The sequence below is a fragment of the Streptomyces sp. NRRL S-87 genome (assembly GCF_000719335.1).
In the GTDB taxonomy this organism is placed as follows: domain Bacteria; phylum Actinomycetota; class Actinomycetes; order Streptomycetales; family Streptomycetaceae; genus Streptomyces.
The window spans coordinates 12,830-35,746 of sequence record NZ_JOGB01000081.1; the positions used below are offsets into that span (position 1 = coordinate 12,830).

Consider the following 22,917-nt stretch of genomic DNA (forward strand, 5'->3'; position numbering starts at 1 on the left):
CGCCGGGACGTTACCTGGGGCTCGTAATCTCGCCGGATCGACCGCTCCGCCTCGCTCCTGGGATGTCCGCCCCATGACCGCACCGCTTGCACGGCCCGAGGAACCCCTGAACCTTTCTGCGCCCACGCGTCTGGACGAGGTGAAGGGATGGTTCTGGCCGGCCGATCAGGTCCTGTTCGACTGGTTTCTGAGCCGTCAGAACGCCGGTCCGTCCGGCGGGGACCTCCTGGAACTCGGCGCCTACCTGGGGAAGAGCGCCATCTTCCTCGGCGGGTACCTTAAGGAGGGCGAGGAGTTCACGGTCTGCGACCTCTTCGACTCACCGGCCGAGGACGACGGCAACGACGGCGAGATGCGACGCTCGTACGCCACCTTGACGCGCCGGGCGTTCGAGGCCAACTACCGGGCGTTCCACGACGAGCTGCCGACGGTGGTGCAGGCGGTGACGGCGGTACTGCCCGACCGCGTGCGGCACGCCTCCTGTCGCTTCGTTCACGTGGACGCCTCGCACCTGTACGCGCACGTGCGCACGGACGTGGAAACCTCGCGGCTGCTGGCCGCCCCCGGAGCAGTCGTCGTCTTCGACGACTTCAGGGCGGAGCACTGCCCGGGCGTCGCAGCGGCCGTCTGGGGGGCCGTGGACGCGCGGCGCTTGCACGTCCTGTGCATCACCCAGCACAAGATGTACGCAACGTGGGACGATCCCGAGCCGCTGCGCACGGAGCTGGCCGCGTTCCTGGCCGGGCGCGAGGATCTGTGGCACGGGGTGGAGGAGGTGGCCGGCGCTCCCCTGATCCGGGTCACCGGCCGCAAGGCGGTTCCTCCAAAGCACCCGCGCTCCCGCTACGAGACGACCACCCCTGGTCCCGGCTCCGCGGCCGTACAGTCACGGCATGCCCCGGTCCGCGGTCAACTGGCCCGCCGGCTGGGCAAGGACCTCCTTCCGCCGGTCCTGGCCCGCAGGCTGCGCCGTTGGCTGTAGGGCCCGCGGGGCCGGTTGCGGTTCGTCCGCCCGCCGGCTTACTGGCTGTCGACGGCGTCGGTCACGTGCTGCCAGTCGTCCAGGTCTGCGATGCGCGTCTTCAGGGCGGGGCGCATGGCCGTCGCGCTGGAGGCGCCGAGGGCCAGGCGCAGCGGAGGGGTGGGGCTGTCGACCGCGGTTCGGATGCCCGCGGCGATCCGCGCGGCGGCGGAGAAGGCGGACGGCGGCAGCTCTGCGATGCCCTTCTGGACCTCGCGGACGGTCTGGTCGTAGTCGGCCAGGCCGGTGGCGACGTCGAGGTTGGAGAGGAAGGGGGTCGCGGTCAGGCCGGGCTGGATGAGCGTGACCTTGATGCCGAGCGGTGCGACCTCCGCCGCGAGGGCTTCCGACAGCCCCTCGAGTGCGTGCTTGGTGGCGGCCAGCAGACCTACGCCGGGATGGGCGGACTGCCCGTAGACGGACGAGCCCTGGAGGATGTGGCCGGACCGCTGGGCGCGGAGTACCGGCAGCGTGGCGCGGAGCACGTTGAGCGCTCCGAAGACGTTGGTGTCGAACACGGCGCGGACCTGTGCGTCGGAGGCCTCCTCGACGGCTCCGAACAGTCCGTATCCCGCGTTGTTGGCCACGACGTCGATGCGGCCGAACCGGGCGAGTGTGGCTTCCACTGCGTTCCGGACGGCTCGCTCGTCGCGTACGTCCGTCTGGACGAGGAGGAGGCGCTCGCCGTGTGCTTGCGCCAGTTCGTCCAGGGAGGAGGTGTCGCGGGCGAGGGCCGAGACGGTGTCGCCGTTCTCCAGTGCCTGGAGCGTCAGTTCGCGGCCGATGCCGGACGTCGCGCCGGTGATCAGCCATGTGCGGGGGTGGGTGTGGTGGTTTGAGGTTCCGTTCATGTTGCGACCGTAATGAGTTAGCTCGCAACTCGTCAAGGGTAGGGGGGTTGGTGGTTGCTTTCTAGTTGGATTAGTGCTGGTTCGTTGATGTAGTGTTGGGGTATGGCCAGTGCCCCGAGAACCAGCCTGCGCACCGTCACGCCGACGGTGGAGACCGTCCTCGCGTTCGTGAACACGCGGGCGGACGGATCGGGGCGCAGGGAGTTGTTCGGGGACGGGGACTCGTTCGCGGCGTGGCTGGCGGAGCGCGACGAGTTCGGTGGCGAAACCGTGGTGACCGATGCCGACGCCGCGGTGGCGCGCGAGTTGCGTGATGCCCTGGTGACCGTGCTGCTCGCGCACTCGGGCGACGAGGAGAGTCTGGGTGAGCCGCTGCTGCGTGCGGAGCGGCACCTGCGGCGGGTGGGGGCGCTCTACCCGCTGGCGACGGTGGTCACGGCCGGCGGTGTGGAGCTGGCCTCGCCGCAGGCGGGGGTGCCGGGCGTGTTCGGGACCGTGCTGGCTGCGGTGACGACGTTCGCGCAGAGCAGCGACTGGGGGCGCATCAAGGCGTGCCGGAACCCCCCGTGCCATTTCGGCTTCTTCGACCGCACCCGCAACGGGGGTGGGCTGTACTGCAGTACCGGCTGCGGCTCTCAGGTGTCCATGCGTAAGCACCGCCAGCGGCAGCGCGATGGCGGTGGCGCGTCGTCCGACGCGTGAGACCGGCCCCGTGTCGGGTGGGGTGCGGGGCGGTTCGGCGGATCCACGCGGGGGCCCGGGGCCGTCCCTCGTGCTCGGTCACGACGAGCGTGGCTGAGCACGAGAGTCGAGCGCGGCGTGCCGGGACGGGTCCTGTCAGCCCCGCAGGGTGGCGATGGCCTTCTCGATGCGCCGTTGGCGCGTCTCGGGCTTCTTCGCGCTCTCGATGGCCCGCACGTGCTCGCGCTTGCGGCTGAGGGTGAGGTTGTCGTAGGCGGCGCGGGCGGCCGGCTCGTCGTCCAGGGCCTGGGCGAAGTCCGCCGGCTCGATGACGACGCGCGGCTCGGTGTCGAGCTCGACCTCGACCTCGATCTCCTCGCCGATCTCGACCTCCGAGGCCTCCCGGTTGGCGTGGCTGAGGCCGATCAGGTGGCGGCCGCGCAGGTGGGCGATGCGGCTCCGCCAGGTGTGCCCGTTGATGGTGATGGTCACCGGCGGCCGCGAGCCCTCGCCGAGCGCTGTCACCACCTCGAGCGGGACTTCCAGACCCCGCATGGGCTCGGGCGGCTCGACGTAGGTGCGGAACTTCACGGTCTTCTCCTGTTCGTCCTGCCGGTTCACCGCGGATCCCGCCCGCCCGGCTCCGATCGCCGCTCCCGCTTTCCCGCACCTCGGACGCGGCGGTCCGGGGGCGGGAAGCGGCACGCGCCCCGCCGTCCCGGACGGCTGTGGGACGGAGTTCGCGGCTACTCGGCGTAGGGCTGGTCGGTTCCCTGGGCACTGTAGCCGAGGCTCCAGATGTAGCCGTCCGGGTCGGCGAAGGTGCCGCCGTACCCGCCCCACGGCAGGGCGCCGGCGGGCTTGAGGATCGTGGCGCCGGCCTCCTTCGCCTCCGCCATGACCTCGTCGACGCGCGCCTCGCTGCGGACGACGTAGGTCAGGACCAGGCCGCTGAAGCCGCTGCCTTCCTGGTCCGTGCCCACCTGGTCGGCCAGGCCTTCGCGGCTGTAGAAGCCGACGGGCGAGGCGCCGTCCGATTCGAAGAACACCGAGATGCCGAAGTCGTTCCGGATCTTCCAGCCGAGCCCCTCGGTGTAGAACCGCTTGGCCCGGTCCATGTCCCGGACGCCCAGAAGGATCGAGCTGACGTGCGCTTTCATGCCTTACTCCTTGCACTGAAGATGTGTTCGTGCCGGACGTCCGGGGCCCTGGCCCGGACGTCGCGTCGGCGCGTGTCCGCCGGTCGATCCGGTATGAGAGGGCCCGGAGTCAGGACGGCGTCGGGGCGAGCGACGCGTCCGGGTCGTCATACGGAGAGGAAGCCGTGCGGACGGTGAGGTCCATGTCCAGCAGGCTAGGGGCGGCTGTGTGGACCGCGCTTCTCGAATCCTGACCGATCCGGAGGTGGCCCGTGTGGTCGTGGGGCGGGGTGCGCGGCGGTGGGCGGGTCAGCGGGTCGCGGCCTCGTCGACCCGTCGGCGGGCCCGTCGGGCGGCCCGGTCGGCGTCCCGTCGGGTGGGGCGGGTCTGGGGGCGGGCCGGGAGGTCGCTGGGGCCGTCGGGGCGGTGGGCCGCGGCGGCCAGCAGGGTGCGGATCCTGCCGGCGAAGTCGGGTCCGGGCAGGGGCAGCTCGCTCTCGGGTTCGCGGAGGTAGCCGACGGCCACCGCGGTCGGCATGTAGGTCATCAGCTCGGTGACCACGGCGGACCGGGGCCGGCTGGCGTGTCTGGCCAGGTGGCGCATGACGCGCAGGAGCGTGGTGCTGGAGGCGCCGTCGCCGTGGTGGAGGACCATCGAGGCGCCCTCGCAGCGGACGGTGGTGTGCACGGGGGGTGCGTCGGGGCCGGTCTCGTCGGGGGGCGTCTCGTCGGTCTGGGTGTGCCACCAGCGGGCGGTGTGCGTCTCGCCGAGGGCGAGGTGGTGGAGGTAGAGGCAGTAGGCGGCCGCCGGGTGGCCGGCTCCGGCGGCGTACTGCCACCAGAACCGGGCTCCGTCGTCGGTGTCGGTCAGTTGGAGCACGCAGGCCAGGATCAGGGCGCTCCGGGGTTCCGGTACCTGCTCGGTGACGAAGGCGGCGACCGTGGTGGCCGGGGTGTGGTGGACCAGGGCCTCGCACAGTGCGCGCAGTTCTTCGGCTGCGGTCGCGTTCGGGAGTTCGACCGTGACCGGACGGGTGCGGGGGCCGGGGTCGCGGGGCGGGACGGTGTCGCGGGGCACGGCTCGGTCGGGGGCGAGCAGGGCCCTGGACAGCAGGTGTTCGAGCGTGGTCATGGGGTGGGTCCTCCGGTTGGGGGCGGCAGCTCGACGGTGTCGTCCAGGAAGCGGTTGGCGTGGCGTTCGTCGGAGCGGACGGCGGCCAGGGGGATGCCGAGGAGGTCGGAGACGTGCTCGGGCGGGAAGCCGCACAGGCGGCGGAGCACCATGACGTCGAGCTGGGCGTCGGGCAGCCTGCTGATCGCGGTGAACAGTTCCAGGCTCTCGGCCAGCTGGGCGGGTTGCTCCTCCGGACGGGCGTCGCGCAGGGCGACGGTGTCGAAGGCGGCTTCGGCCAGCACGGGGCGTTCGTCGCGGTAGTCGGCCTTGGCCTTGACGGTGGCGCGCAGGATGTTCCAGGCGTAGCGGCGGATGTCGGCGCTGGCGAGGGCTTCGTCGAAGCAGAGCCAGAGGATGGCGAAGGTGTCGTCCACGGCGATCCTGCGGGTGTCGTCGGGGAGGAAGACCCCGGCGTACGCGAGGTAGCCGTCCATGACCATCTGGCACAGGGCGCCGTGTTCGATGGGCCGGCCGGAGCGGGCGGTGGCCACGGCGGTGGTGCCTTCGGTGGAGCGGTCGACCCAGTCCCGGCTCTTGCCGGCGTCCATGGCCGCCTGCTTCCACAGCCGGTAGAGGGGCCAGCCGGGGATGTCCAGTTCGCCGGCGAGGCGGTGGATGACCTCCCAGCGCGGGTAGTGGCCGACGCCGCGTAACAGTTCCGACAGCTTCGACTTGGCCAGCAGGACGCCGAGGCTGAGGTCGCTGAGGGTGCGGCCGCTGGCGAGGTAGCACTTGCGGGTCGGCTCCAGCCAGGCGCGGTGCGAGCTGCTGACCGTGTCCGCGATGGGGCCGAGCTTGCGGCCGGGGCGGACCGGGGCCGGCTCGGGGGCCGGTCCCGGCGCGTTGAACGACGTCGTCACGAAGCGCCGTCCTCCTTGTCGGGCACCGCCGCGACGCGGTGCCCGGAGGCCGGCGCGGTGCGCGAGCGGGCGCCGCGCACCACCTGGGTGACGGTCAGTCCCAGGACCGGGGCCAGCCCGGCGATGAGGCCCGCGTGGCCCATCGCGGCCATCGCCGCGCTCCAGCCGAACACCACCAGCAACACCACTGCGACGGCCACGACCGCGGATATCTGTTTTTTGCTCACACGTGCTCCTTGATGTCGTGCCCACGGATGCGGAAGACCCCGCCGGGACGGGCGGGACCTCCAACGAGCGGGTGCCGAGCCGCTGTTGGAGGAGCATCAGCATGGACCGGCATGTCCGGATCACGCGATGTGATCAAGGAATCACGGAACATTAGGAGTCGGAGACGGTCGGCGCGCGGCCGGAGATGACCGTTCCGTTGCACGTAGAGCACACCGGGAGCGGCCATCGGATGAAGTTCCCGGTTTTCCTTGCAATCCCACCCCGGCACCCCGTCATATGGAGGCAGGACACCTCGGTGTCGGCCCTTCCTCACGGAAGAGGCGTGCTCCCCGTGCCGAAGAAGGGGAGCGTGCCACGCGCCCTCGCCCGGCCTGAGTTGGAGGCCGGGCGGGGATCGCGCGTCCCCCGCGGGGGGAGATGACGGTAGCGCAGGCCGCTGACAGGATGCGTCCATGGACATCCGAGCCGCCCGCGTGGACGAGCTGCCCCTGCTCCAGGACATCGAGCGGGCCGCCGGGCTGTGTTTCCGGGACATCGGCATGCCGGAGGTCGCCGACGACGAGCCGCTCCCGCTCGATGAGCTCGCCGGCTACTGCCGTGCCGGGCTGGCCTGGGTCGTGGCCGGCGCCGGTGACGTGCCGGCCGCCTACCTGATCGCCGACCGCGTCGACGGCAACCTCCACGTCGAGCAGGTCTCGGTGCACCCGGACAGCGCGCGTCGCGGCATCGGGCGGCTGCTGCTGGACCATGCGGCGGACCACGCCGTGCGTACGGGGGCGCCCGCCCTGACCCTGACCACCTTCACCCAGGTCCCGTGGAACGCCCCCTACTACGCACGCTGCGGGTTCCGGCTCGTGGACGACAGCAGCCTGACTCCCGGTCTGCGGGAGATCCGCGAGCGCGAGGCTGCGCACGGCCTGGACAGGTGGCCGCGGGCCTGCATGCGCCGGGAGCTGTGACGTCCGCAGCCGTGGCGTCCACGCGCCGGGGCATCCGGGGCGGTACACCTCAGCGGGTGTGCGGGAGCGACGTCCAGGCGGCGGCGAGGCGGGTGACGAGTTCGGCCGCGGTGTCCGGGGCGAAGGAGTACGGCAGGCGGAGGAAGTCGTCGTGGCCGCCGGTGGGGTCCATGGTGGCGCCCGGGACGACCTCGGCGCCGTGGCGCAGGGCCAGTTGGGCGTAGGTGCGGGCGTCGGTGGCCGGCGGGAGGCGGATCCACAGTGCGGAGCCGCCCTGCGGGGGGTGCCAGTGCCAGTCCGGGAGGTGTTCTTCCAGGAGGCGGGTCATGGTGGCGAGGCGCTCGCGGCGCAGGCGTTCCCGCTCGGGGGCGAGGCCGGGGAGGGCCGGAAGCAGGCGCGCGGCCAGGGCCTGGTCCAGGAGGCGTTGCGCGCGCACGCGGTCAGCGGCCCCGGGGGAAGGCGGCGCGCAGGACGGGGCCGCGGGTGAGGAGGGCGACGCGCAGGACGGGCAGCATGCAGACGGTCTGCATCACGGCGTACCAGAGCGGGCAGACGCCCGGGACGAAGTCGACGCCGATGATCGCGATCGGCATGACGAGGGTGAGGGCGCTCACGCGCTCGTAGGCCCGGCGGGAGCCGCGGGAGGCGGCGACGGTGACCCGGTGGACCAGCAGGGCGGTCAGGGGCAGCAGGGCCGCCCGGACCCACATGAAGCCGTTCACCATGTGCCCGCTGCTCGCCACCGCGACGACCGCCGCCAGGGCGGCGGCGGTCAGGGCTGCGTAGAGCGTGATGCTGCGCTTCGCCACGGTGAACGCCTCGTGGGTGCGGGGGGTGTCGAGGGCGGCCGGGGCGGTCGTGGTGTGCGTCTCGGTGTCCATGGCGTCGACGCTGGACAGCGGCGGACGGGCCCGGTACGGGCCTGGGCCCACGGGTGGGTGGGGCCGGCCCCACTGCGCGGGCCCGGCCCGCACGTCGACCGCTCGTCCCGTCAGTCGGCCCGCAGGGCGGCCAGGCGTTGCTCGAACGGGATCAGGGTGGCGGCCGTCGTGGCGTGGAGCGAGGTGATCGCGCCCGTGAGGGAGCGGGGGGCGATCGCGGCGGCGGTGTCCACGTCCGGGGTGGCGGGGTGGGGGTGGGTCTGTCTCTTATACACATCTCCGAGCCCACGAGACGTAGAGGAATCTCGTATGCCGTCTTCTGCTTTGTCGATCAGGTCGAAGAAGGACTTGAAGAGGCCGCTGTACGAAGCCGCGAAGACCGGTGTCACGGCGATCAGGCCGTCCGCGGCCGCCACTGCGTCGAGCGCGGCGGCGAGGCGGGCGGGCGGGAAACCGGTGACGAAGTGCTGGGCTATCTCCGTGGCCAGGTCCCGCAGCTCGATCACCTCGGGTTCGGCGTCCACGTGGGCGAGGGCGGCAGCCGTGAGGCGGTCGGCGAGCAGGCGCGTGGAGGAGGGCGAGCTCAGTCCTGCGGACACGACGACGAGCTTCATGCCCGGGCCTCCTTCCGGGTGGTGTCCTGGGCAGCCGCCACGCGGGCGGCGTGGGTGGGGGCGTCCGGTACGCCGGCGGGGCGGAGGTTGGCGAACTCCTTGCGCAGGACCGGTACGACCTCTTCGCCGAGGAGGTCGAGCTGCTCCAGCACGGTCTTCAGGGGCAGGCCCGCGTGGTCCATCAGGAACAGCTGGCGCTGGTAGTCGCCGGCGTACTCGCGGAAGGACAGGGTGCGCTCGATGACCTGCTGCGGCGAGCCGACGGTGAGCGGGGTCTGGGAGGTGAACTCCTCCAGGGAGGGTCCGTGGCCGTACACGGGTGCGTTGTCGAAGTACGGGCGGAACTCGCGCACCGCGTCCTGCGAGTTCCTGCGCATGAACACCTGGCCGCCGAGTCCGACGACGGCCTGCTCGGGAGTGCCGTGCCCGTAGTGGGCGTAGCGCTGCCGGTACAGCTCGACCATCTGCTTGGTGTGGGAGGCGGGCCAGAAGATGTTGTTGTGGAAGAAGCCGTCGCCGTAGTACGCGGCCTGCTCGGCGATCTCCGGCGAGCGGATGGAGCCGTGCCACACGAAGGGCGCGACGCCGTCCAGCGGGCGGGGGGTCGAGGTGAAGGACTGCAGCGGGGTGCGGAACTTGCCCTTCCAGGTGACGACGTCCTCGTCCCACAGGCGGCGCAGCAGCGCGTAGTTCTCGACGGCGAGGTCGATGCCGTCGCGGATGTCCTTGCCGAACCAGGGGTAGACCGGTCCGGTGTTGCCGCGGCCCATCATCACGTCGACGCGGCCGTCCGCGACGTGCTGGAGCATCGCGAAGTCCTCGGCGATCTTGACCGGGTCGTTCGTGGTGATCAGCGTCGTCGACGTGGACAGGATCAGGTTCTCGGTGCGTGCGGCGATGTAGCCGAGCATCGTCGTCGGCGAGGAGGGGACGAACGGCGGGTTGTGGTGCTCGCCGGCGGCGAAGACGTCGAGGCCGACCTCCTCTGCCTTCTGCGCGATGGCGAGCATCGCCTTGATGCGCTCGTGCTCGCCGGGCACGCGTCCGGTCGTCGGATCGGCCGTGACGTCACCGACGGTGAAGATCCCGAACTGCATGGCTCCCCTTCCCAAGGTTGTTTACAATTCAACTATACCCGGGAACGGGAGGTGCGACGGGGGTATTCCCGAGGGGGTGGTCGCCGAGTGGGGCCGGTCGCCAGGCGAGGCCGGTCGCCGCGGATGGTCCATGCGCTGCCGGTCGACGGGGATGTGTGCCGCCTGAACGGCCGCCGGGGCGGCGTGCACCGGCGGGGTGGCCGGGGTACGCCGCCCGCGGGGCGGAGCCGGAGGACGGGTCAGCTGGGGTCGCGGTCGAAGACCGCCTTGGACCAGCGGTAGCCGAGGGCCGCGAGGGCGAGCGACCAGGCGAGGGTGAGCCAGCCGTTGTTGCCGATCTCGGTGCCGAGGAGGAGTCCGCGCAGGGTCTCGATGGCCGGGGTGAAGGGCTGGTACTGGGCGATCGGCTGGAACCAGCCCGGCATCGCGTCGATCGGGACGAAGGTGCTGGAGATGAGGGGCAGGAAGATCAGCGGGAGGGCGTTGTTGCTGGCGGCCTCCGCGTTCGGGCTGATCAGGCCCATGCCGACGGCGATCCAGGTGAGCGCCAGGGCGAAGAGTACGAGCAGTCCGAAGGCGGCGAGCCACTCGAGGGCGGTGGCGTCGGAGCGGAAGCCGATGGCCACGCCGACGGCGCCGACGAGCACCACGCTGGCGACCGCCTGCAGGACGCTGCCGACGACGTGCCCGATGAGGACGGAGCCGCGGTGGATCGCCATGGTGCGGAAGCGGGCGATGATCCCCTCGGTCATGTCGTTGGAGACGGAGACCGCGGTGCCGATCGTGGTGCTGCCGAGGGTCATCAGCAGCAGGCCCGGGACGACGTAGGCGATGTAGTCCGAGCGGTCGGCGCCGCTGCCGCCGATGCCGGCGCTCATCACGTCCCCGAAGACGTAGACGAAGAGGAGCAGCAGGACGATCGGGGTGAGCAGGAGGTTGAGTGTGAGGGAGGGGTAGCGCCGGGCGTGCAGGAGGTTCCGGCGCAGCATCGTGGTCGAGTCGCGTACGGCGAGGGAGAGGGAGCTCATCGGGTCTGCTCCTCGGGCTGGTGGGGCCGGCTCGGACGGGTGGGCTGCGTGGGCTGGTGCGGCTGGTGCGGCTGGGTGGAGACGGTGGCGGCGGTCAGGGCGAAGAAGACGTCGTCCAGGTCGGGGGTGTGCACGGTGAGCTCGTCGGCCTCGATGCCGACGGCGTCGAGTCGGTCGAGGACGGCGCGCAGGTCGCGCTGGCTGCCGTCGCTGGGGAGTTGGAGGGCGAGGGACTCGTCGTCGCGGGCGGCGTCGGGGAGGGCGGCGGCCGCGTGGCGGTGGGCGGCCGGGTCGGAGAAGCGGAGGCGGACGTGGCCGCCCGGGACGAGGCGCTTGAGCTCGTCGGCGGTGCCTTCGGCCACGATCCTGCCGCCGTTCAGTACGGCGATGCGGTCGGCGAGTTCGTCGGCCTCCTCCAGGTACTGGGTGGTGAGGAAGACCGTGACGCCGTCGGCGACGAGGCGGCGGATGATCTGCCACATGGTGTGGCGGGAGCGCGGGTCGAGGCCGGTGGTGGGCTCGTCGAGGAAGATGATCCGCGGGTCGCCGACCAGGGTCATAGCGATGTCGAGGCGGCGCTTCATGCCGCCGGAGTAGGTGGAGGCGGGCTTCCCCGCGGCCTCGGCGAGGTCGAAGCGGTCGAGGAGGTCGGCGGCGACCCGCCGCCCTTCGGCCTTGGGGAGGTGGTGCAGGTCGGCCATGAGGAGCATGTTCTCCTCGCCCGTGATCAGGCCGTCGACGGCGGAGAACTGGCCGGTGACGCCGATCGCGGCGCGGACGGACTGCGGGTCGGTGGCGATGTCGTGGCCCGCGACCTGCACCTGTCCGCCGTCGGCGGTGACGAGAGTGGACAGGATCTTCACGGCGGTGGTCTTGCCGGCGCCGTTCGGGCCGAGGAGCGCGTACACCGACCCTGCCGGGATGTGCAGGTCGATTCCGTCGAGGACGGTCTTGTCGCCGTAGGACTTGCGCAGGCCGAGGGCGGAGACGGCGGCCGGGGACGAACCCCGGGGAGTTGCTGGCGTGGGCATGACAGAAGTCGGCACGGGGGCCTCCGTTCGAAGGCTGGGGTGGGCTGGTGGGGTGGAGCGGTGAGCGAGGGGCCGGGGCGGCCGTGGGGCCGGTGGAGCGGGAGGGCCGGGGGAGCAGGAGGGCCGGGGCTGGTGGAGCGGGGGCCGCCTGGAGGAGGGCCCGAACGCCCGGTCAGGCCTTGGCCCGCAGGACGTCGATGTTGCCGTGTCGGGTGCGGGCGTGGATCTTGACGGTGTCCTCCGTCTCCCCCGGCGTGTCGGAGGCGCTGAGCATGTTGCGCACCTGCCCGGAGCCGGAGCGGACGTCGAGCCAGGCGGCCGTGCCCTGGCGGATGCCGACCTCGATGGCGCCGTAGGAGGTCTCCAACTGGACGCTGCCGCGGGCCACCTCGCCGACGCGCACGGTGCCGTGGGCGGTGGTGGCGGTGACCGAGTCCTCGGCGCGCCGGATCTCGATGTCGCCGTGCGCGCCGCTCACCCGGAGCTCCCCGGCCGCGGCCCCGACGGTCGTGGTGCCGTGCGAGTTCTTCAGTACGGCAGGTCCGTCGAGCAGGCCGATGCGCAGGCTGCCGGAGCTGGTGGTGATCTCGGCCGGGCCCTCGACGCGCTCCAGGGTGATCGAGCCGTGCGAGGCGGTCAGCTTCAGCGGCCCGGTCTCGTCGAGGCGGACGTCGCCGGACGAGGTCTTCACGGTGACCTCGCCGAGCGGGCCCTCGCCCAGCACCTGGGCCCAGGCACCGGTCATGTCGACGCGTGAGCCGGCGGGCAGCTCGACCGTCACGTCCACGGTGCCGGGGCGGCGGAGCGAGGTGCGCTCCTTGGGCGTCCGTACGGTCAGGACGCCGCCGGCGTACGCGACCTCGGTCCGGTCCGCCGTCCGTACGTCCCGGTCCTTCTTCGGGTCGCGCGGCTGCACCTCGACGACGGTGTCGGTGCGGTCGCCCGCGGTGAAGCGGATGGAGCCGGCCTCCACGTGGGCGGTGACCGAGATCGGTGCGGGCGTGTCGAAAGAAGGCATGGCTGTCCCGTCCTCTTGGGTCGTGGCAACGTCCCTGCTGGTGGGACGTGGTGTGGGTGTGGGCGAGTGGAGCGGGTGGCGAGTGTGCGGGCGGGGCGGCGGTGCGGGTGTCCGCTAGCGCACCCAGCCGGTGATGCTCTGACCGACGGTCTGGGTCCTGTTCGTCGTACGCGGCCTGCCGCCCTCGTCGACCGCGGCGGAGACCGCCCGCACGAGCCACGCGTTGACCGACAGGCCCTCGCGGGTCGCGGCCTCCTCGGCGCGGGTCTTGAGGTGCGCAGGCAGCCGCAGGTTGACGCGGGCGGTGCCGCCCTCGTCGCCCTCGGCCGTGAGCGCGGCCCTGGACGGTTCGGCGGGCGAGGCCGGCTCCGCGGGGGCGCCGCCCTCCGCGGGCGGCAGCGTCACCACGAAGTCGGGGTCGAGGCCGCGCAGGCGTACGTCGACCGAGCCGGGGGCGAGTTCGCGGGTGATCTCGTCCATCGCGGCGGAGAGCACGTTGAGCAGGGTCAGCCGGGTCGCCGACTCCAGAGGAGCGGTGAGCCTCTCGGCCAGCTCGCGGGCGTCCTCCCCGCCGGCTTCGGCGGCCACCGCGAGTTCGCGGCGCAGGGTGTCGACATACGGGGTCAGGTCCATGGCGTCATGATGGCACCATGATGGCGCCACGCGCAAGCCCCTGTGGCGCTACAGGCGACCGCGGATGCCGGGGAATGGTGGTGACCTGCGGAGATGATGGGACAGCCGGGTTCATCGCGGCGGCGACGGCCGTGCGCTTCTCTGCTTGGAGGGGGGTGAATGGCGCCACGTGATGCCACGTGGCGCCATTCGGTGCCATCCGACGCCATCGGATGCCTACCCGACGCCATCCGACGCCCGTCACACGCGGCCGCGGCGCCGTGCGCGGCCGGCGGGGGCCGGTCGGTGCGCCGGCCCGCAGGGACCGGCGGGGCCGTGCAGGTCAGCCGAAGTCGGGGATCGGGTGGTCGGGGGCAAGGGCGGCGGCGATGCGCTGGGCGATGGTGTGGGCCGTGTGGCCGGCGGGGGCGTCGGGGCCCGGGGTGGTGGAGACGGCGATGGCGAGGTCCCGGGACGGGAGGTAGGCCATGGAGGCGGAGTAGCCGAAGAACAGCGGGTGCTGGGAGATCCAGTCACCCAGGACGAGCACGCCCATGCCGTAGTGGGTGGCCTCGGTCTGCGCGAGGCAGATCGTGGCGGGGCACTTCTCGGTGGCGTGGCCCAGGCCCACCGTCCCCGGGTCCAGGAGTTCCCGGTACGAGGCCGGGGAGAGCAGCTCGCCCGAGCCGATGCCGACCGCCGAGCGGGCCAGGTCGCAGATGTCGGTGGTCTCCACGGCCCCGGGGGCGGTGGTCCACGAGGGGTTCCAGAAGGTGGACTCCTCGTAGGTGCCGCGGTCGTCGGTGAAGGCGTGCAGGACGGGCCTCGGGATGTCGGGCGTGAAGCCGTTCGCGGTCTGGTGCAGGCCGAGCGGGCGCAGGATCTCGCGTTGCAGGAGGACGTCCAGGCGGGTGCCGGTGATCTTCTCCAGCGCGGCGCCGAGGAGGACGAAGTTGGCGTGCGAGTAGTTCCAGTTGGTGCCCGGGTCGTACCAGGGCTCCTGGCCGGTCGAGATGGCGACGAGCTCGTCGGCCGTCCACTGGCGGAACGGGTTGGCGCCGACGGCCTGCTGGAAGCTCGGGGTGGTGACGTAGTCGCGCAGGCCCGTGGAGGAGTTGGCCAGCATGCGCAGGGTGACCCCCTCGGTGTGGGGGATGCCGGGCAGCCAGCGGGAGAGCGGGGCGTCCAGGTCGACCCTGCCCTGGTCGACCAGGCGCAGGAGGGCGGTGCCCATGTAGCTGATGGCGATGTTGCCGTTGCGGAAGTGCATGTCGGGTTCGGCGGGGACACCCGTCATGGACTCGCCGAGCGCGGTGGTGATCAGCTCGCGGCCGTCCACGGTGACCCGCAGGATCACGGACTTCAGGTCCATCTCCCGCTGGGCCTGCTGGGCGATCCGCAGGACCTCGGCGGCCTGGCCGCGGGCGGGCCCCCGGGATTCGGCGCAGTGCCGGCGGTGGTCGCCGCCGCCCGCCGGGGCGGCGGCCTCGACCGGGGCGCCGAGGGCGAGGAGCGCGGTGGCCGCGGTCAGGGCGGTGAGGGCCGTCGCGGTGGCGCGGCGCGGTCGTGAGGTCCTGCGGACGGGGCTCATGGCCGGAGTATCGGGCGGCAGTACCGCAGTGTCGTCCCGTCGTGGGCCGACCCGCGCGAACATCACCCGTCAGGACCGCGGCTCCGGTGGGGTGGCGTGACGCAGTGGCCCGTTCGCCCGGCGCGAGGGCGGCGAGGAGCGCCAGGTCCTCGCCGCCTCGGGTCGTCCGGGCGACGCTCGGCACGGCGGGGGCCGAGTACGACGCGGCGCCCGAGGAGACCCGCGGACTAGTCCGCGACGAGGCGGGACAGGAGGAGGTCGAGGCGGCGCTGGGCGTCCGGGGCGGGGAGGCGGCCGGAGCGGGTGAGGGCGGCCAGGCCGTGGAGCGAGGACCACACGACCTCGACGAAGAGGGCGGGGGTCGGCGTCGCCCGCGGCCGGGGCGAGGGTGTCGAGGAGGGCTGCGAAGGCCCCGCGGGGGGCGGGCCGGCCCGGTGTGTCCGGAGGGGTCGTGGGCCCGCTCCTACGCCTCGCAGTGGAAGACGGTGTCCGCGGTGCCCGGCGCGGCATCGCAGGTGTCGGTGTCCGTCCCGCCGTCGAGGAAGTCGTTGCCGGGGCCGCCGTAGAGGATGTCGGGACCGGCCTGGCCGCGGACGACGTCGTTGCCGCCGGCGGTGCCCACGGGGGCGTCCCCGTCGAAGTCGGTGTTGTCGCCGAAGACGGTGTCGGCGCCGCCCCCGGCATCGATGACGTCATGGCCGGCGGAGGTGACCGAGGCGTCGGCGACCGAGCTGTCGCCGACGAGGATCTCCCCGGCTGCGCCGCCGACGATGTGGTCGTTGCCCGCGCCCCGGGCCCGGCCGCCCGCGTCCGGGTCGCCGATGTTGTGGTCGCCGAGCGCGAACACGCCGCCGTCGGGCCCCATGTCCAGCAGGTCGTCGCCGCCGGCTCCGGAGGCCCCGGTGATGCCCTCGCTGTCGCCGACGAGGGCGTCGCCGGCGCCGCTGCCGCCGCGCAGGACGTCGTCGCCCGCGCCGGTGGCGGACCCCTGGAAGGGCGCGGCCGAGTCGCCGAGGAGGCCGTCGTCGCCGGCTCCGCCGTCGATCAGGTCGTCGCCGCCGCCCACCGCGTCGCCGCCGAAGGCGACGCTGTCCCCGGTGATGTGCTCGTCGTCGCCGGCTCCGCCGTAGATGCGGTCGTGGCCGCCACCGCGTGCGGTGCCGCCGGAGTCGCTCTCGGAGTCCCCGACGAGGTAGTCGGCGCCGGGACCGCCGTCGACGAGGTCGTTGCCGCCGCCTTCGGCGTCGCCGCTGCCGGTCAGCGAATCGCCGATCAGGTCGTCGTCGCCGGCGCCGCCGCGCAGTTCGTCGTGGCCGCCGCCGCGGGCGGTACCGGCCTCGAGGGCGAGGTCGCCGCGGAGGGCGTCGTCGCCCGCGCCACCGTCGAGGCGGTCGTCGCCGGCGCCGCCGATCAGCACGTCGTCGCCATCCAGGCCGCAGATGCGGTCCCGGCCCCCGCGGCCGTCGATGGTGTCGGCCGCGGCGGAGCCCACGATGACGTCGTCGCCGGGGGTGCCGGTGAGGGTGCCCGTGCCGGTGAGGGTCGCAGGGAGACCGAAGCAGGTGGGGGGCGCGGCCGCGGCGGCCGCCGGCAGGGCTGAGCCGAGCAGCGCCGCGGTGAGGAGGCCGGCCGTGAGGGTTCGGGGCATGGAGGGGTCCTTGCCGGTGCGTCGGAGGGGGTGGGTCCGGGGAGGTTGCCCGGTTGCCGGTCCGGCGCATACCGGGGCTGGGCCGGTCGGACCGGTCCTTCCCCTGTTCGGCGTACCCGCGGGGCCGCCGCGAGGGACATCGGTGTGCCGCCCGTCCGACCCGGGTGCCCGTCCCACGGCCCGACTCCTCCGCCGGTGCGACCTGCCCCGCGCGATGCGACGCGACCCGGACGCCGCGACGGGCGGTCCGGGAGTACGTGCGGTGCTCGAGCGCCCGGAAGGCGACCGGCTCGGGTGCCGTCGCGGCGGACCCTAGGACGCACCTTCCGGGTCGACGACGCGGGCGAGGGTACGGAGGCCGGCGACGACCTCGGCGCCGGTGGGAGCCCGGTCGGGGTCGGTCAGGCACTGCGTCATGAGGCCCGTCATCAGGGCCATCTGGACGGTGCCGAGCGTGCGGGCCGTCGTGTCGTCGACCGCCGGTTCGTCGGCGCCGGTGAGGACGGCCGCCACCCCGCGGCGGCCGCCGTCCTGGCCACCGGCGAGGTAGCGGCGCAGTTCGTCGGAGTGCTCGGCCTGGACGAGCGCCTCGAGCGAGGCGAGCCACAGGGCGCGCCGGGTGCCGAAGGACTCGATCAGCGCGTCCCACAGGGCCGCGTACCGCTCGGCCGGCGTGGCGCCGTCCGCCCCGAAGGCGGCCAGGGTGCGGCCGGTGTGCGTGGCCCATTCGTCGATGGCCTCGATGAGCGCCGCGTTCAGCAGCGCCTCGCGGGACCCGAAGTGGTAGCCGATGGCGGCCATGCTGACCCCGCCCGAGGCGGTGGCGATGTCCCGGACGGTGGTGCGGGCCCAGCCCTTGTCCTCGAGGCAGCGGCGGGCGCCGGCGAGCAGGTCTTCGCGATTTCCCATGGTCCGGAGGTTAGTCCGACATCAGGCGTTCGCCTCATGCGGCTGTCTGAGGCGAGCGATCTATACAAGCGTATTGCGCGAATGCCCAAATGATGTCTACTCTGGGGGCACACCAAGCAGACGGGGGAACCACATGACCGAGCAGAGCACCGCGCCCACGACCGGCACCGCCACCCGCGCCGAGGTGTCCCTCGCCGGACGCCGGCTGTCGTACGTCGACTTCGGCGGCCCCGGCCGCCCGCTGGTCGCGCTCCACGGGCACCTGTCGGAGGGCGCCACGTTCGGCGGACTCGCGGCGGCACTGGGCACCGACTGGCGGGTCATCGCCCCGGACCAGCGGGGCCAGGGCGAGTCGGAGCGCGCGGCCGACTACACCCGTGAGGGCTACCTCGCCGATCTGGAGGCCCTGCTCGACCACCTGGGCCTGGCCGAGGTGGTACTGGTCGGACACTCGCTGGGGGCCGTCAACGCCTACCAGTACGCCGCCCGCCGCCCCGAGCGGATCCGGGCGCTGGTGAACGTCGAGGGACCGGTCGAGATCGGCCTGGACGGCTCGCACCCCCTCGCCTTCCTCCTCGGACTGGCGTACAAGGCGCCCACCCGCGAGGAACTGGTGGAGAAGCTGGGCCCGGCGGCTCCGTTCTTCGCCGACCGGCTGCGACGGAACCCCGACGGCGGCTGGCGGCTGCCCTTCCACCCGCGGGACATGTACGACTCCGAGGAGAACGTGCACGGGGACCACTGGGCCGACTGGACCGCCACCTCCTGCCCCGCCCTGCTGGTGCACGGCACGAGCGGCGTGATCCCGGCCGAGCAGGTGCGCGGCATGGTCGAGCGGCGGCCCGGCACGGCGGCGGTGGAGCTGGCGGGGGACCACCTGGTCCACCTCGGCGCGGCGGAGGCCTTCGGCGCCGAGGTCCGGGGGTTCCTGGCCGGGCTGTGACGCCTGCCGGGCCGCGGTGCCTGGAGACTGCCGGGCGGCGGCGCGTCGAGCGGCGCCGCCGCGGGCGGCGTGCCGGCGGCCCGGTCAGTCGCGCAGGGCCGTGAGTTGGCGGAAGAGGGCCAGTTCGGTCGCGTCGAAGGGGACGTCGGGGCGCAGGCGTTCGGGGTGGCCGGGTGCCGGCCCGCACAGTTCCACCGGTGGGGTCCACACCCACATGGCGCCCGCGGCGGACAGGGTCCGGTAGACGGCCCTCAGCGGTCGGATCAAGAGCATGGGCAGGGTTCTCCCTCGGGTGGCCGGGATCGCGGTTCGGGATCTCGCGATCCTCACTCGGTTGCCTCGACGTACTGCGGAGACCTGCTCGCGGTCTCCTCGCGCGTGCGACGCTGTGCCCACAGCGCGACCGCGGCGGCCACCATCGTGACCAGGCCGCCCGCGTACAGGCCGGAGCGGGCACCGAAGTGCTCGCACAGCTGCCCGATGATCAGGGCGCCCAACGGGGTGGTGCCCTGGAGGATCAGGGTGTACAGGGCCATGACCCGGCCGCGGAAGGCCGGGTCGCTGCCCAGCTGGATGCGGTGGTTGGCGGTCTGGGCGAAGGAGACCGAGGCGAAGCCCGTGGCGGCGAGCAGGACGACGGCGGCCGGGAAGGAGGGCGCGAGGCCGGCGGCCGTCTCGAACACGCCGAAGGCGAGGGCGGATCCGGTGACGACGGCGGCGCGCGGACGCCCGCGGCGGGCGGTGCTCGAGATGGCACTGAACAGGGAGCCGATGGCCACGGCAGTGGTCAGCAGGCCGAAGCTCGCGGCCCCGGTGTGGAACACGGTCTTGGCCATCAGGGGCAGGGTGAGCGGGAAGTTGAAGCCGAACAGGCCCACGACCGCCGCCAGGGCCAGTGGCATGACCAGGTCCGGTCGGCTGGTGACGTGCCGCAGGGCGTCGGTGATCCGGTCGTCCTGGCGGGGGACCGGCGAGCGGTGCAGTTCCTCCGGACGCATCATCAGCAGGGCGGCCACGGTGGCCAGGTAGCTGAAGGCGTTGAGGAGCATCACGGTGCCGGTGGAGCCCGTGCCGCTGATCAGCAGACCCGCCAGGGCAGGGCCGATGATCCGCGCGGCGTTGAAGTACGCGGCGCTCAGCGCCGAGGCGTTGGGCAGCAGGTCGGAGCCCACGAGCTCGCCGACGAACGACATGCGGGTGGGCATTTCCACCGCCGCGACGGCGCCGAGGGCGGCCGCCGCGACGAGGATGACGCCCAGGCCGGCCCGGCCGGAGAGGACGGCCAGCGCGAGCAGCAGGGACACGGCCCCGGCGGCGAGGTTGGCCATGACCAGCAGCCGGCGCTTGTCGTAGCGGTCGGCGAGCCGGCCCCCGTAGAGGGTGAGCAGGAGCGTCGGGGTGAACTGCGCGACGGTGACCAGCCCGAGGGCGGTGCCGGAGTCGCCGGTGAGGGACAGGACGAGCCAGTCCTGGGCGACGATCATGATCCACGTGCACATCACGGACACCAGCTGGCCCATGACGAACAGCCGGAAGTTGCGGACGGACAGGGAGCTGAACACGGCCGGGCTCCGTGGTGTGGGTTCCGGGGACGGGACAGGTCCGACCGTCTCCAAGACGACCGGAGATCGGCTGGAAGACCGGTCGAGACGAGGTGGTGGCCGGGGTGGGGTCGACGGGCTCACGCCCCTCGACACTCCCCCGGCCCCGCCCCGGCCGCCACTCAGAAGTCGAACTCGACGTAGTCGATGTCCGTGAACTCGACCAGCAGGCCCGGCGCCCGGGTGCCCTGGTCCTTGAAGTACAGCTCCTGGAGGCCCTCTGCGGCGATGCGCTGGAGCGCGTCCTCCGCGGCCCCGGCCTCCTGGGCGGCGAAGAGCCGACCGGCGTACTCGGGGGGGAGGTGCTGGGTGATGCGGCGCATGCGGCCGTCGTCCGAGGTGCCGGGGGCGGCGGTGAACCCGAAGCGGGCCCTGGTCTCGATGACGAGGCCGGTCCGGGTCGCTGCCCGGTCCCGGGCGCGCTTGCGGACCAGCGGCTGCCAGCGGCGGCGCACCTCGTTCTCCAGACGGGCCGCCAGGGCCGGCTTGGGCTGGCGGAGCTGGTCGGCGACGTAGCGCTCGACGGTGCGTTGGGAGATGCCCAGCAGGCCTGCCACGGCCCGCGTCGTCTTGAGCCGCTTCACGAGGAAACGCATCTGCGCGCCCGCCGACTTGGGGATCGGGCGGGTGAGGTGCTGTTCGTCCGCGCGGGTCAGGCCATCGCCGATGTCTGCCATGTCCTAGTCCCCTACTCCCCGTACGCGGCCGCGTCGTGGCCCTTGATGTGGCGGGCGGGGTTGTGGCCCTCGTCGAGCATGCCCACCGCCCACAGGAGCGGCTGGGTCCCCTCGTGCTTCACCATGCCGGGGCTGACGCCGAGGCGGAAACCGCCGGGGAGCGGCTTGCCCTCCGGGGTGCGGGGGAGGAAGTCCAGCGGGCTCGGGCCGTCGGAGAGGTACACCGCGCAGTCCGACAGGACGGCGACGGGATGGAGACCCGCGGCGGCGAGCCGGAGCATCTTGCGGTGCATGTTGACGCGGGCCGTGGCGATGACGGCGGCCCGGATGTCGGGGCGCCACGTGGGGCGCTCGAGGGCGGGCCAGGGCTCGCCGGGGCGGTAGCCGATGCCCTGGGGGCGCTCGCGGAGCTTGCCGATGCCGCCCTTGACCGTGGCCTTGACCGCGGCCAGCACGTTGGCGAGGGCGGGGTCGCGGGTCTTGTGGACCGTCATGGCGTCGAGCAGCTCGGCCTCGGAGAGGTCCGCGGTCACGCCCAGGTCCGCCATCGTGGCCAGGTAGGCGTCGCGCAGCCGGGCGTACCAGGGGTCGAGGTAGGCGGTCGGCTCGTCGCGCAGGTACGCCTCCACGGGCCGTACCTCGTGGCCGAGCTCGACGGCGTACGCGACGGTGGGGGTCGCGTACCAGGCGGGGCCGGCGGGGCGTTGCCCGGACGGCGTGAACGGGCTGGGCAGACGGGGGTCGAGCTCGATGCCGGAGAGGTCGACGAGCCAGCTGCCGGGCTGCTTCGGGTGGAAGCGGGGCGCGCTGACGTGGGTGGCCGGGCCGAGGCCGACGGTGAGGCGGTTGGCCGCGGCGGCGAAGGCCATGTTGACGTCGATGCCGACGGCGTAGGTGCGGGCGCACTCCTCGTCGGTGAGGAGCTCGGGATCGCGGATCCAGTCGTACGCCTCCTCGTCGAGCACCTCGTCCGGGGTGCGCCGGTGGGCCCGCGGGTAGCGGGAGGCGACGACCGGGTGCTCGTCGGGCGCCTCGGGCGGGGCCGGGTCCACCGGGGCGGTCAGGGTGCCGGAGACGGGTGCGGAGACCCAGGTGACGGTGCCGTCGGGCCCGTCCTGGCGCAGGGCCCGGGTGGGCGGGCGCAGGGCGGTCATGAGCTCCAGGCCGCAGACGGCGCTGGAGCCGCGGGGCACGAGGACCCGGGAGGCGTAGGTGCCGAGGACCCGGGCGATCTCGGGGGCGGGGAAGGTGGCCGTGTCGCCCCAGGAGCGGGTGTCGAGGGCGCCCCAGGGCAGGACGGCCAGTTGCACGCAGGCGCGGCGGGTCCCGCTCCGGCGGTCGTCGCCCTCGCCGGGGGCCACGGGGGTCGGGGGACGGTAGACACGGGCCCAGGGGCCGAAGCCGCGCCGGGTGAGCTTCCAGCCCGCCTTGGTCAGCCCCTTCACGACGGGATGGGCATCGGGCAGGCGGAGGGCTCGGCGGTCCTCGAGCTCGAGGGGCAGGCCGAAGCGCTCGGCGGCGGGAGCCGTCAGGACCAGGAGCGGGTCGGCGTCCTTGCCGTTGGGGTGGAGGCGGGGGGCGCCGAGGCCCGCGTCCAGGGCCCAGGTGAGGAGGGACGGGAGGTCCTTGGCCGGGCAGTCGAGGAGCAGGCCGCCGGGGGCGTAGGCGGTCGCCGTGGCGTCCAGGACGACCAGGGGGGCGGGGGCGGCGTTAACGGCGTTAACGGTCCGGGCGGCCGGGGCGGGGGTACGGGCGCTCGCGCGGGCGGGCGGGGCGGTGGTGGCGGCGGGTTGGGCGTTAACGGCGTTAACGGTCCGGGCGGCCGGGGCAGGGGCGGGGTGCGCCGGGGCGTCGGCAGCGTCAGCGGGTGCCGGCTCGGGGACGGCCCGGGCGCGGGGCCGGGGTGAGGTGGCGTCGGCGTTAACGCCGTTAACGGTCTGCGGCTCGGCGGCTGGTGGTGGGAGCTCCGGAGCGGGGTCCACGGGGGGCGCCGGGCGGGGGTCGGCGGTGGGGGCCGGGGGCTCGGCGTTAACGGCGTTAACGTCGACGGCGGGGCCGGCAGGGTCGAGGGGCCCGATCGGGTGGAGCTCGGCGAGGCCGTCGAGGAGGCGGACGTACGCCGCGCGCTTGGGGGGCCGGGGCTCGGTGCGGCCGGCTTCCCAGGACGTGACGGTCTCCCGGCGTACGGAGAGTGCCTTGGCGATCTGCTCCTGGCTGAGGCCCGCGGCCTCGCGCAGGCGTCTGCGCTCGTCAGGGTCGGGGAGGGCGTCCTTGGCCGCTGCCTGCTGGAGAAGGGCGTCGACGGCTGCGAAGAGCCTGCCTTGTTCGTGCTGCACGGCTTCACCTTAGCCCCGG

General features: G+C 73.3%; 24 protein-coding genes. 4 read left to right on the forward strand and 20 right to left on the reverse strand.

All coding sequences use genetic code 11. From position 1 onward, the window contains the following. Nucleotides 1-73 precede the first annotated feature (73 nt). The gene (locus IF43_RS0132795) at nucleotides 74-982 is read left to right on the forward strand and encodes a class I SAM-dependent methyltransferase (protein ID WP_030209513.1); all 909 of its coding nucleotides are present in this window, start codon (nucleotides 74-76) and stop codon (nucleotides 980-982) included. A 38-nt stretch (nucleotides 983-1,020) separates the two neighbouring features. Here the strand turns inward: IF43_RS0132795 and IF43_RS0132800 are convergent, their stop codons facing one another. After that, nucleotides 1,021-1,872 (reverse strand): SDR family NAD(P)-dependent oxidoreductase, encoded by an 852-nt coding sequence (locus IF43_RS0132800; protein WP_030209516.1) that lies wholly within the window; start codon nucleotides 1,870-1,872, stop codon nucleotides 1,021-1,023. 102 nt (nucleotides 1,873-1,974) lie between these two features. On the opposite strand from IF43_RS0132800, the gene IF43_RS0132805 reads away from it, so the two are divergent. Continuing rightward, on the forward strand, nucleotides 1,975-2,574 hold the full coding sequence (locus IF43_RS0132805; RefSeq protein WP_030209519.1) for a CGNR zinc finger domain-containing protein: 600 nt from the start codon (nucleotides 1,975-1,977) through the stop codon (nucleotides 2,572-2,574). A 135-nt stretch (nucleotides 2,575-2,709) separates the two neighbouring features. Here IF43_RS0132805 and IF43_RS0132810 read toward each other — a convergent pair whose 3' ends face one another. From IF43_RS0132810 to IF43_RS0132835, 5 genes are all read right to left on the reverse strand, one after another. Continuing rightward, nucleotides 2,710-3,174, reverse strand: coding sequence for a YdeI/OmpD-associated family protein (locus IF43_RS0132810; RefSeq protein ID WP_234332617.1), 465 nt, complete (start codon nucleotides 3,172-3,174; stop codon nucleotides 2,710-2,712). Nucleotides 3,175-3,299: 125 nt separating this feature from the next. Further along, on the reverse strand, nucleotides 3,300-3,713 hold the full coding sequence (locus IF43_RS0132815; protein ID WP_030209525.1) for a VOC family protein: 414 nt from the start codon (nucleotides 3,711-3,713) through the stop codon (nucleotides 3,300-3,302). A 288-nt stretch (nucleotides 3,714-4,001) separates the two neighbouring features. Then, complete coding sequence (locus IF43_RS0132825; protein WP_051796663.1) at nucleotides 4,002-4,823, reverse strand: hypothetical protein; 822 nt, start codon at nucleotides 4,821-4,823, stop codon at nucleotides 4,002-4,004. Beyond that, the gene (locus tag IF43_RS0132830) at nucleotides 4,820-5,725 is read right to left on the reverse strand and encodes a sigma-70 family RNA polymerase sigma factor (protein WP_037891073.1); all 906 of its coding nucleotides are present in this window, start codon (nucleotides 5,723-5,725) and stop codon (nucleotides 4,820-4,822) included. The genes IF43_RS0132825 and IF43_RS0132830 overlap by 4 nt, the downstream gene beginning before the upstream one ends. Then, a complete protein-coding gene (locus IF43_RS0132835; RefSeq protein ID WP_158939639.1) occupies nucleotides 5,722-5,952 on the reverse strand; it encodes a hypothetical protein in 231 nt (76 codons plus the stop codon). The genes IF43_RS0132830 and IF43_RS0132835 overlap by 4 nt, the downstream gene beginning before the upstream one ends. Before the next feature lie 453 nt (nucleotides 5,953-6,405). On the opposite strand from IF43_RS0132835, the gene IF43_RS0132840 reads away from it, so the two are divergent. Next, nucleotides 6,406-6,912 carry a GNAT family N-acetyltransferase gene (locus tag IF43_RS0132840; RefSeq protein ID WP_030209545.1) on the forward strand — a complete coding sequence of 169 codons (507 nt, stop codon included), beginning with the start codon at nucleotides 6,406-6,408 and terminating at the stop codon, nucleotides 6,910-6,912. 49 nt (nucleotides 6,913-6,961) lie between these two features. Here IF43_RS0132840 and IF43_RS0132845 read toward each other — a convergent pair whose 3' ends face one another. The 10 genes from IF43_RS0132845 to IF43_RS0132900 form a co-directional block, all read right to left on the reverse strand. Continuing rightward, a complete protein-coding gene (locus IF43_RS0132845) occupies nucleotides 6,962-7,348 on the reverse strand; it encodes a hypothetical protein (protein WP_030209548.1) in 387 nt (128 codons plus the stop codon). A gap of 4 nt (nucleotides 7,349-7,352) precedes the next feature. Next, a complete protein-coding gene (locus IF43_RS0132850) occupies nucleotides 7,353-7,793 on the reverse strand; it encodes a hypothetical protein (RefSeq protein WP_030209551.1) in 441 nt (146 codons plus the stop codon). A 610-nt stretch (nucleotides 7,794-8,403) separates the two neighbouring features. After that, nucleotides 8,404-9,504 carry an LLM class flavin-dependent oxidoreductase gene (locus tag IF43_RS0132860; RefSeq protein ID WP_030209555.1) on the reverse strand — a complete coding sequence of 367 codons (1,101 nt, stop codon included), beginning with the start codon at nucleotides 9,502-9,504 and terminating at the stop codon, nucleotides 8,404-8,406. Between the two features lie 239 nt (nucleotides 9,505-9,743). Beyond that, nucleotides 9,744-10,532 carry an ABC transporter permease gene (locus IF43_RS0132865; RefSeq protein ID WP_030209557.1) on the reverse strand — a complete coding sequence of 263 codons (789 nt, stop codon included), beginning with the start codon at nucleotides 10,530-10,532 and terminating at the stop codon, nucleotides 9,744-9,746. Next, nucleotides 10,529-11,563 carry an ATP-binding cassette domain-containing protein gene (locus IF43_RS0132870; protein ID WP_107048645.1) on the reverse strand — a complete coding sequence of 345 codons (1,035 nt, stop codon included), beginning with the start codon at nucleotides 11,561-11,563 and terminating at the stop codon, nucleotides 10,529-10,531. The genes IF43_RS0132865 and IF43_RS0132870 overlap by 4 nt, the downstream gene beginning before the upstream one ends. Nucleotides 11,564-11,735: 172 nt before the next feature. Continuing rightward, nucleotides 11,736-12,581 carry a DUF4097 family beta strand repeat-containing protein gene (locus IF43_RS0132875; protein WP_030209563.1) on the reverse strand — a complete coding sequence of 282 codons (846 nt, stop codon included), beginning with the start codon at nucleotides 12,579-12,581 and terminating at the stop codon, nucleotides 11,736-11,738. Nucleotides 12,582-12,695: 114 nt separating this feature from the next. Next, nucleotides 12,696-13,214: a toxin-antitoxin system HicB family antitoxin gene (locus tag IF43_RS0132880; protein ID WP_030209566.1), complete on the reverse strand. Its 519-nt coding sequence runs from the start codon at nucleotides 13,212-13,214 to the stop codon at nucleotides 12,696-12,698. A 322-nt stretch (nucleotides 13,215-13,536) separates the two neighbouring features. Then, on the reverse strand, nucleotides 13,537-14,784 hold the full coding sequence (locus tag IF43_RS0132885; protein ID WP_078910639.1) for a serine hydrolase: 1,248 nt from the start codon (nucleotides 14,782-14,784) through the stop codon (nucleotides 13,537-13,539). A gap of 463 nt (nucleotides 14,785-15,247) precedes the next feature. Beyond that, entirely contained in the window at nucleotides 15,248-16,432 is a 1,185-nt protein-coding gene (locus tag IF43_RS0132895) for a calcium-binding protein (protein WP_051796672.1), read from the reverse strand. Between the two features lie 312 nt (nucleotides 16,433-16,744). Continuing rightward, nucleotides 16,745-17,341, reverse strand: coding sequence for a TetR/AcrR family transcriptional regulator (locus tag IF43_RS0132900; protein WP_030209576.1), 597 nt, complete (start codon nucleotides 17,339-17,341; stop codon nucleotides 16,745-16,747). A gap of 133 nt (nucleotides 17,342-17,474) precedes the next feature. Here IF43_RS0132900 and IF43_RS0132905 point away from each other — a divergent pair, with 133 nt between their 5' ends. Next, on the forward strand, nucleotides 17,475-18,284 hold the full coding sequence (locus IF43_RS0132905) for an alpha/beta fold hydrolase (protein WP_030209579.1): 810 nt from the start codon (nucleotides 17,475-17,477) through the stop codon (nucleotides 18,282-18,284). Between the two features lie 84 nt (nucleotides 18,285-18,368). Here the strand turns inward: IF43_RS0132905 and IF43_RS0132910 are convergent, their stop codons facing one another. The 4 genes from IF43_RS0132910 to IF43_RS0132925 all read right to left on the reverse strand — a co-directional run bounded on the left by IF43_RS0132910 (nucleotide 18,369) and on the right by IF43_RS0132925 (nucleotide 22,898). After that, on the reverse strand, nucleotides 18,369-18,557 hold the full coding sequence (locus IF43_RS0132910; protein ID WP_051796674.1) for a DUF6059 family protein: 189 nt from the start codon (nucleotides 18,555-18,557) through the stop codon (nucleotides 18,369-18,371). Between the two features lie 53 nt (nucleotides 18,558-18,610). Then, nucleotides 18,611-19,846 carry an MFS transporter gene (locus IF43_RS0132915; RefSeq protein ID WP_037891086.1) on the reverse strand — a complete coding sequence of 412 codons (1,236 nt, stop codon included), beginning with the start codon at nucleotides 19,844-19,846 and terminating at the stop codon, nucleotides 18,611-18,613. A gap of 161 nt (nucleotides 19,847-20,007) precedes the next feature. Then, nucleotides 20,008-20,562, reverse strand: coding sequence for a hypothetical protein (locus IF43_RS0132920; protein WP_030209589.1), 555 nt, complete (start codon nucleotides 20,560-20,562; stop codon nucleotides 20,008-20,010). Between the two features lie 11 nt (nucleotides 20,563-20,573). Further along, on the reverse strand, nucleotides 20,574-22,898 hold the full coding sequence (locus IF43_RS0132925) for a helix-turn-helix transcriptional regulator (protein WP_030209591.1): 2,325 nt from the start codon (nucleotides 22,896-22,898) through the stop codon (nucleotides 20,574-20,576). Nucleotides 22,899-22,917: the final 19 nt, after the last annotated feature.

Bases quoted from the DNA above. Each gene is read 5' to 3' on its own strand.
- IF43_RS0132795 (WP_030209513.1), top strand. From the start codon at position 74: ATGACCGCACCGCTTGCACGGCCCGAGGAACCCCTGAACCTTTCTGCG.
- IF43_RS0132800 (WP_030209516.1), bottom strand. From the start codon at position 1,872: ATGAACGGAACCTCAAACCACCACACCCACCCCCGCACATGGCTGATC.
- IF43_RS0132805 (WP_030209519.1), top strand. From the start codon at position 1,975: ATGGCCAGTGCCCCGAGAACCAGCCTGCGCACCGTCACGCCGACGGTG.
- IF43_RS0132815 (WP_030209525.1), bottom strand. From the start codon at position 3,713: ATGAAAGCGCACGTCAGCTCGATCCTTCTGGGCGTCCGGGACATGGAC.
- IF43_RS0132825 (WP_051796663.1), bottom strand. From the start codon at position 4,823: ATGACCACGCTCGAACACCTGCTGTCCAGGGCCCTGCTCGCCCCCGAC.
- IF43_RS0132840 (WP_030209545.1), top strand. From the start codon at position 6,406: ATGGACATCCGAGCCGCCCGCGTGGACGAGCTGCCCCTGCTCCAGGAC.
- IF43_RS0132850 (WP_030209551.1), bottom strand. From the start codon at position 7,793: ATGGACACCGAGACGCACACCACGACCGCCCCGGCCGCCCTCGACACC.
- IF43_RS0132860 (WP_030209555.1), bottom strand. From the start codon at position 9,504: ATGCAGTTCGGGATCTTCACCGTCGGTGACGTCACGGCCGATCCGACG.
- IF43_RS0132865 (WP_030209557.1), bottom strand. From the start codon at position 10,532: ATGAGCTCCCTCTCCCTCGCCGTACGCGACTCGACCACGATGCTGCGC.
- IF43_RS0132870 (WP_107048645.1), bottom strand. From the start codon at position 11,563: ATGCCCACGCCAGCAACTCCCCGGGGTTCGTCCCCGGCCGCCGTCTCC.
- IF43_RS0132875 (WP_030209563.1), bottom strand. From the start codon at position 12,581: ATGCCTTCTTTCGACACGCCCGCACCGATCTCGGTCACCGCCCACGTG.
- IF43_RS0132880 (WP_030209566.1), bottom strand. From the start codon at position 13,214: ATGGACCTGACCCCGTATGTCGACACCCTGCGCCGCGAACTCGCGGTG.
- IF43_RS0132885 (WP_078910639.1), bottom strand. From the start codon at position 14,784: ATGAGCCCCGTCCGCAGGACCTCACGACCGCGCCGCGCCACCGCGACG.
- IF43_RS0132895 (WP_051796672.1), bottom strand. From the start codon at position 16,432: ATGCCCCGAACCCTCACGGCCGGCCTCCTCACCGCGGCGCTGCTCGGC.
- IF43_RS0132900 (WP_030209576.1), bottom strand. From the start codon at position 17,341: ATGGGAAATCGCGAAGACCTGCTCGCCGGCGCCCGCCGCTGCCTCGAG.
- IF43_RS0132905 (WP_030209579.1), top strand. From the start codon at position 17,475: ATGACCGAGCAGAGCACCGCGCCCACGACCGGCACCGCCACCCGCGCC.
- IF43_RS0132910 (WP_051796674.1), bottom strand. From the start codon at position 18,557: ATGCTCTTGATCCGACCGCTGAGGGCCGTCTACCGGACCCTGTCCGCC.
- IF43_RS0132920 (WP_030209589.1), bottom strand. From the start codon at position 20,562: ATGGCAGACATCGGCGATGGCCTGACCCGCGCGGACGAACAGCACCTC.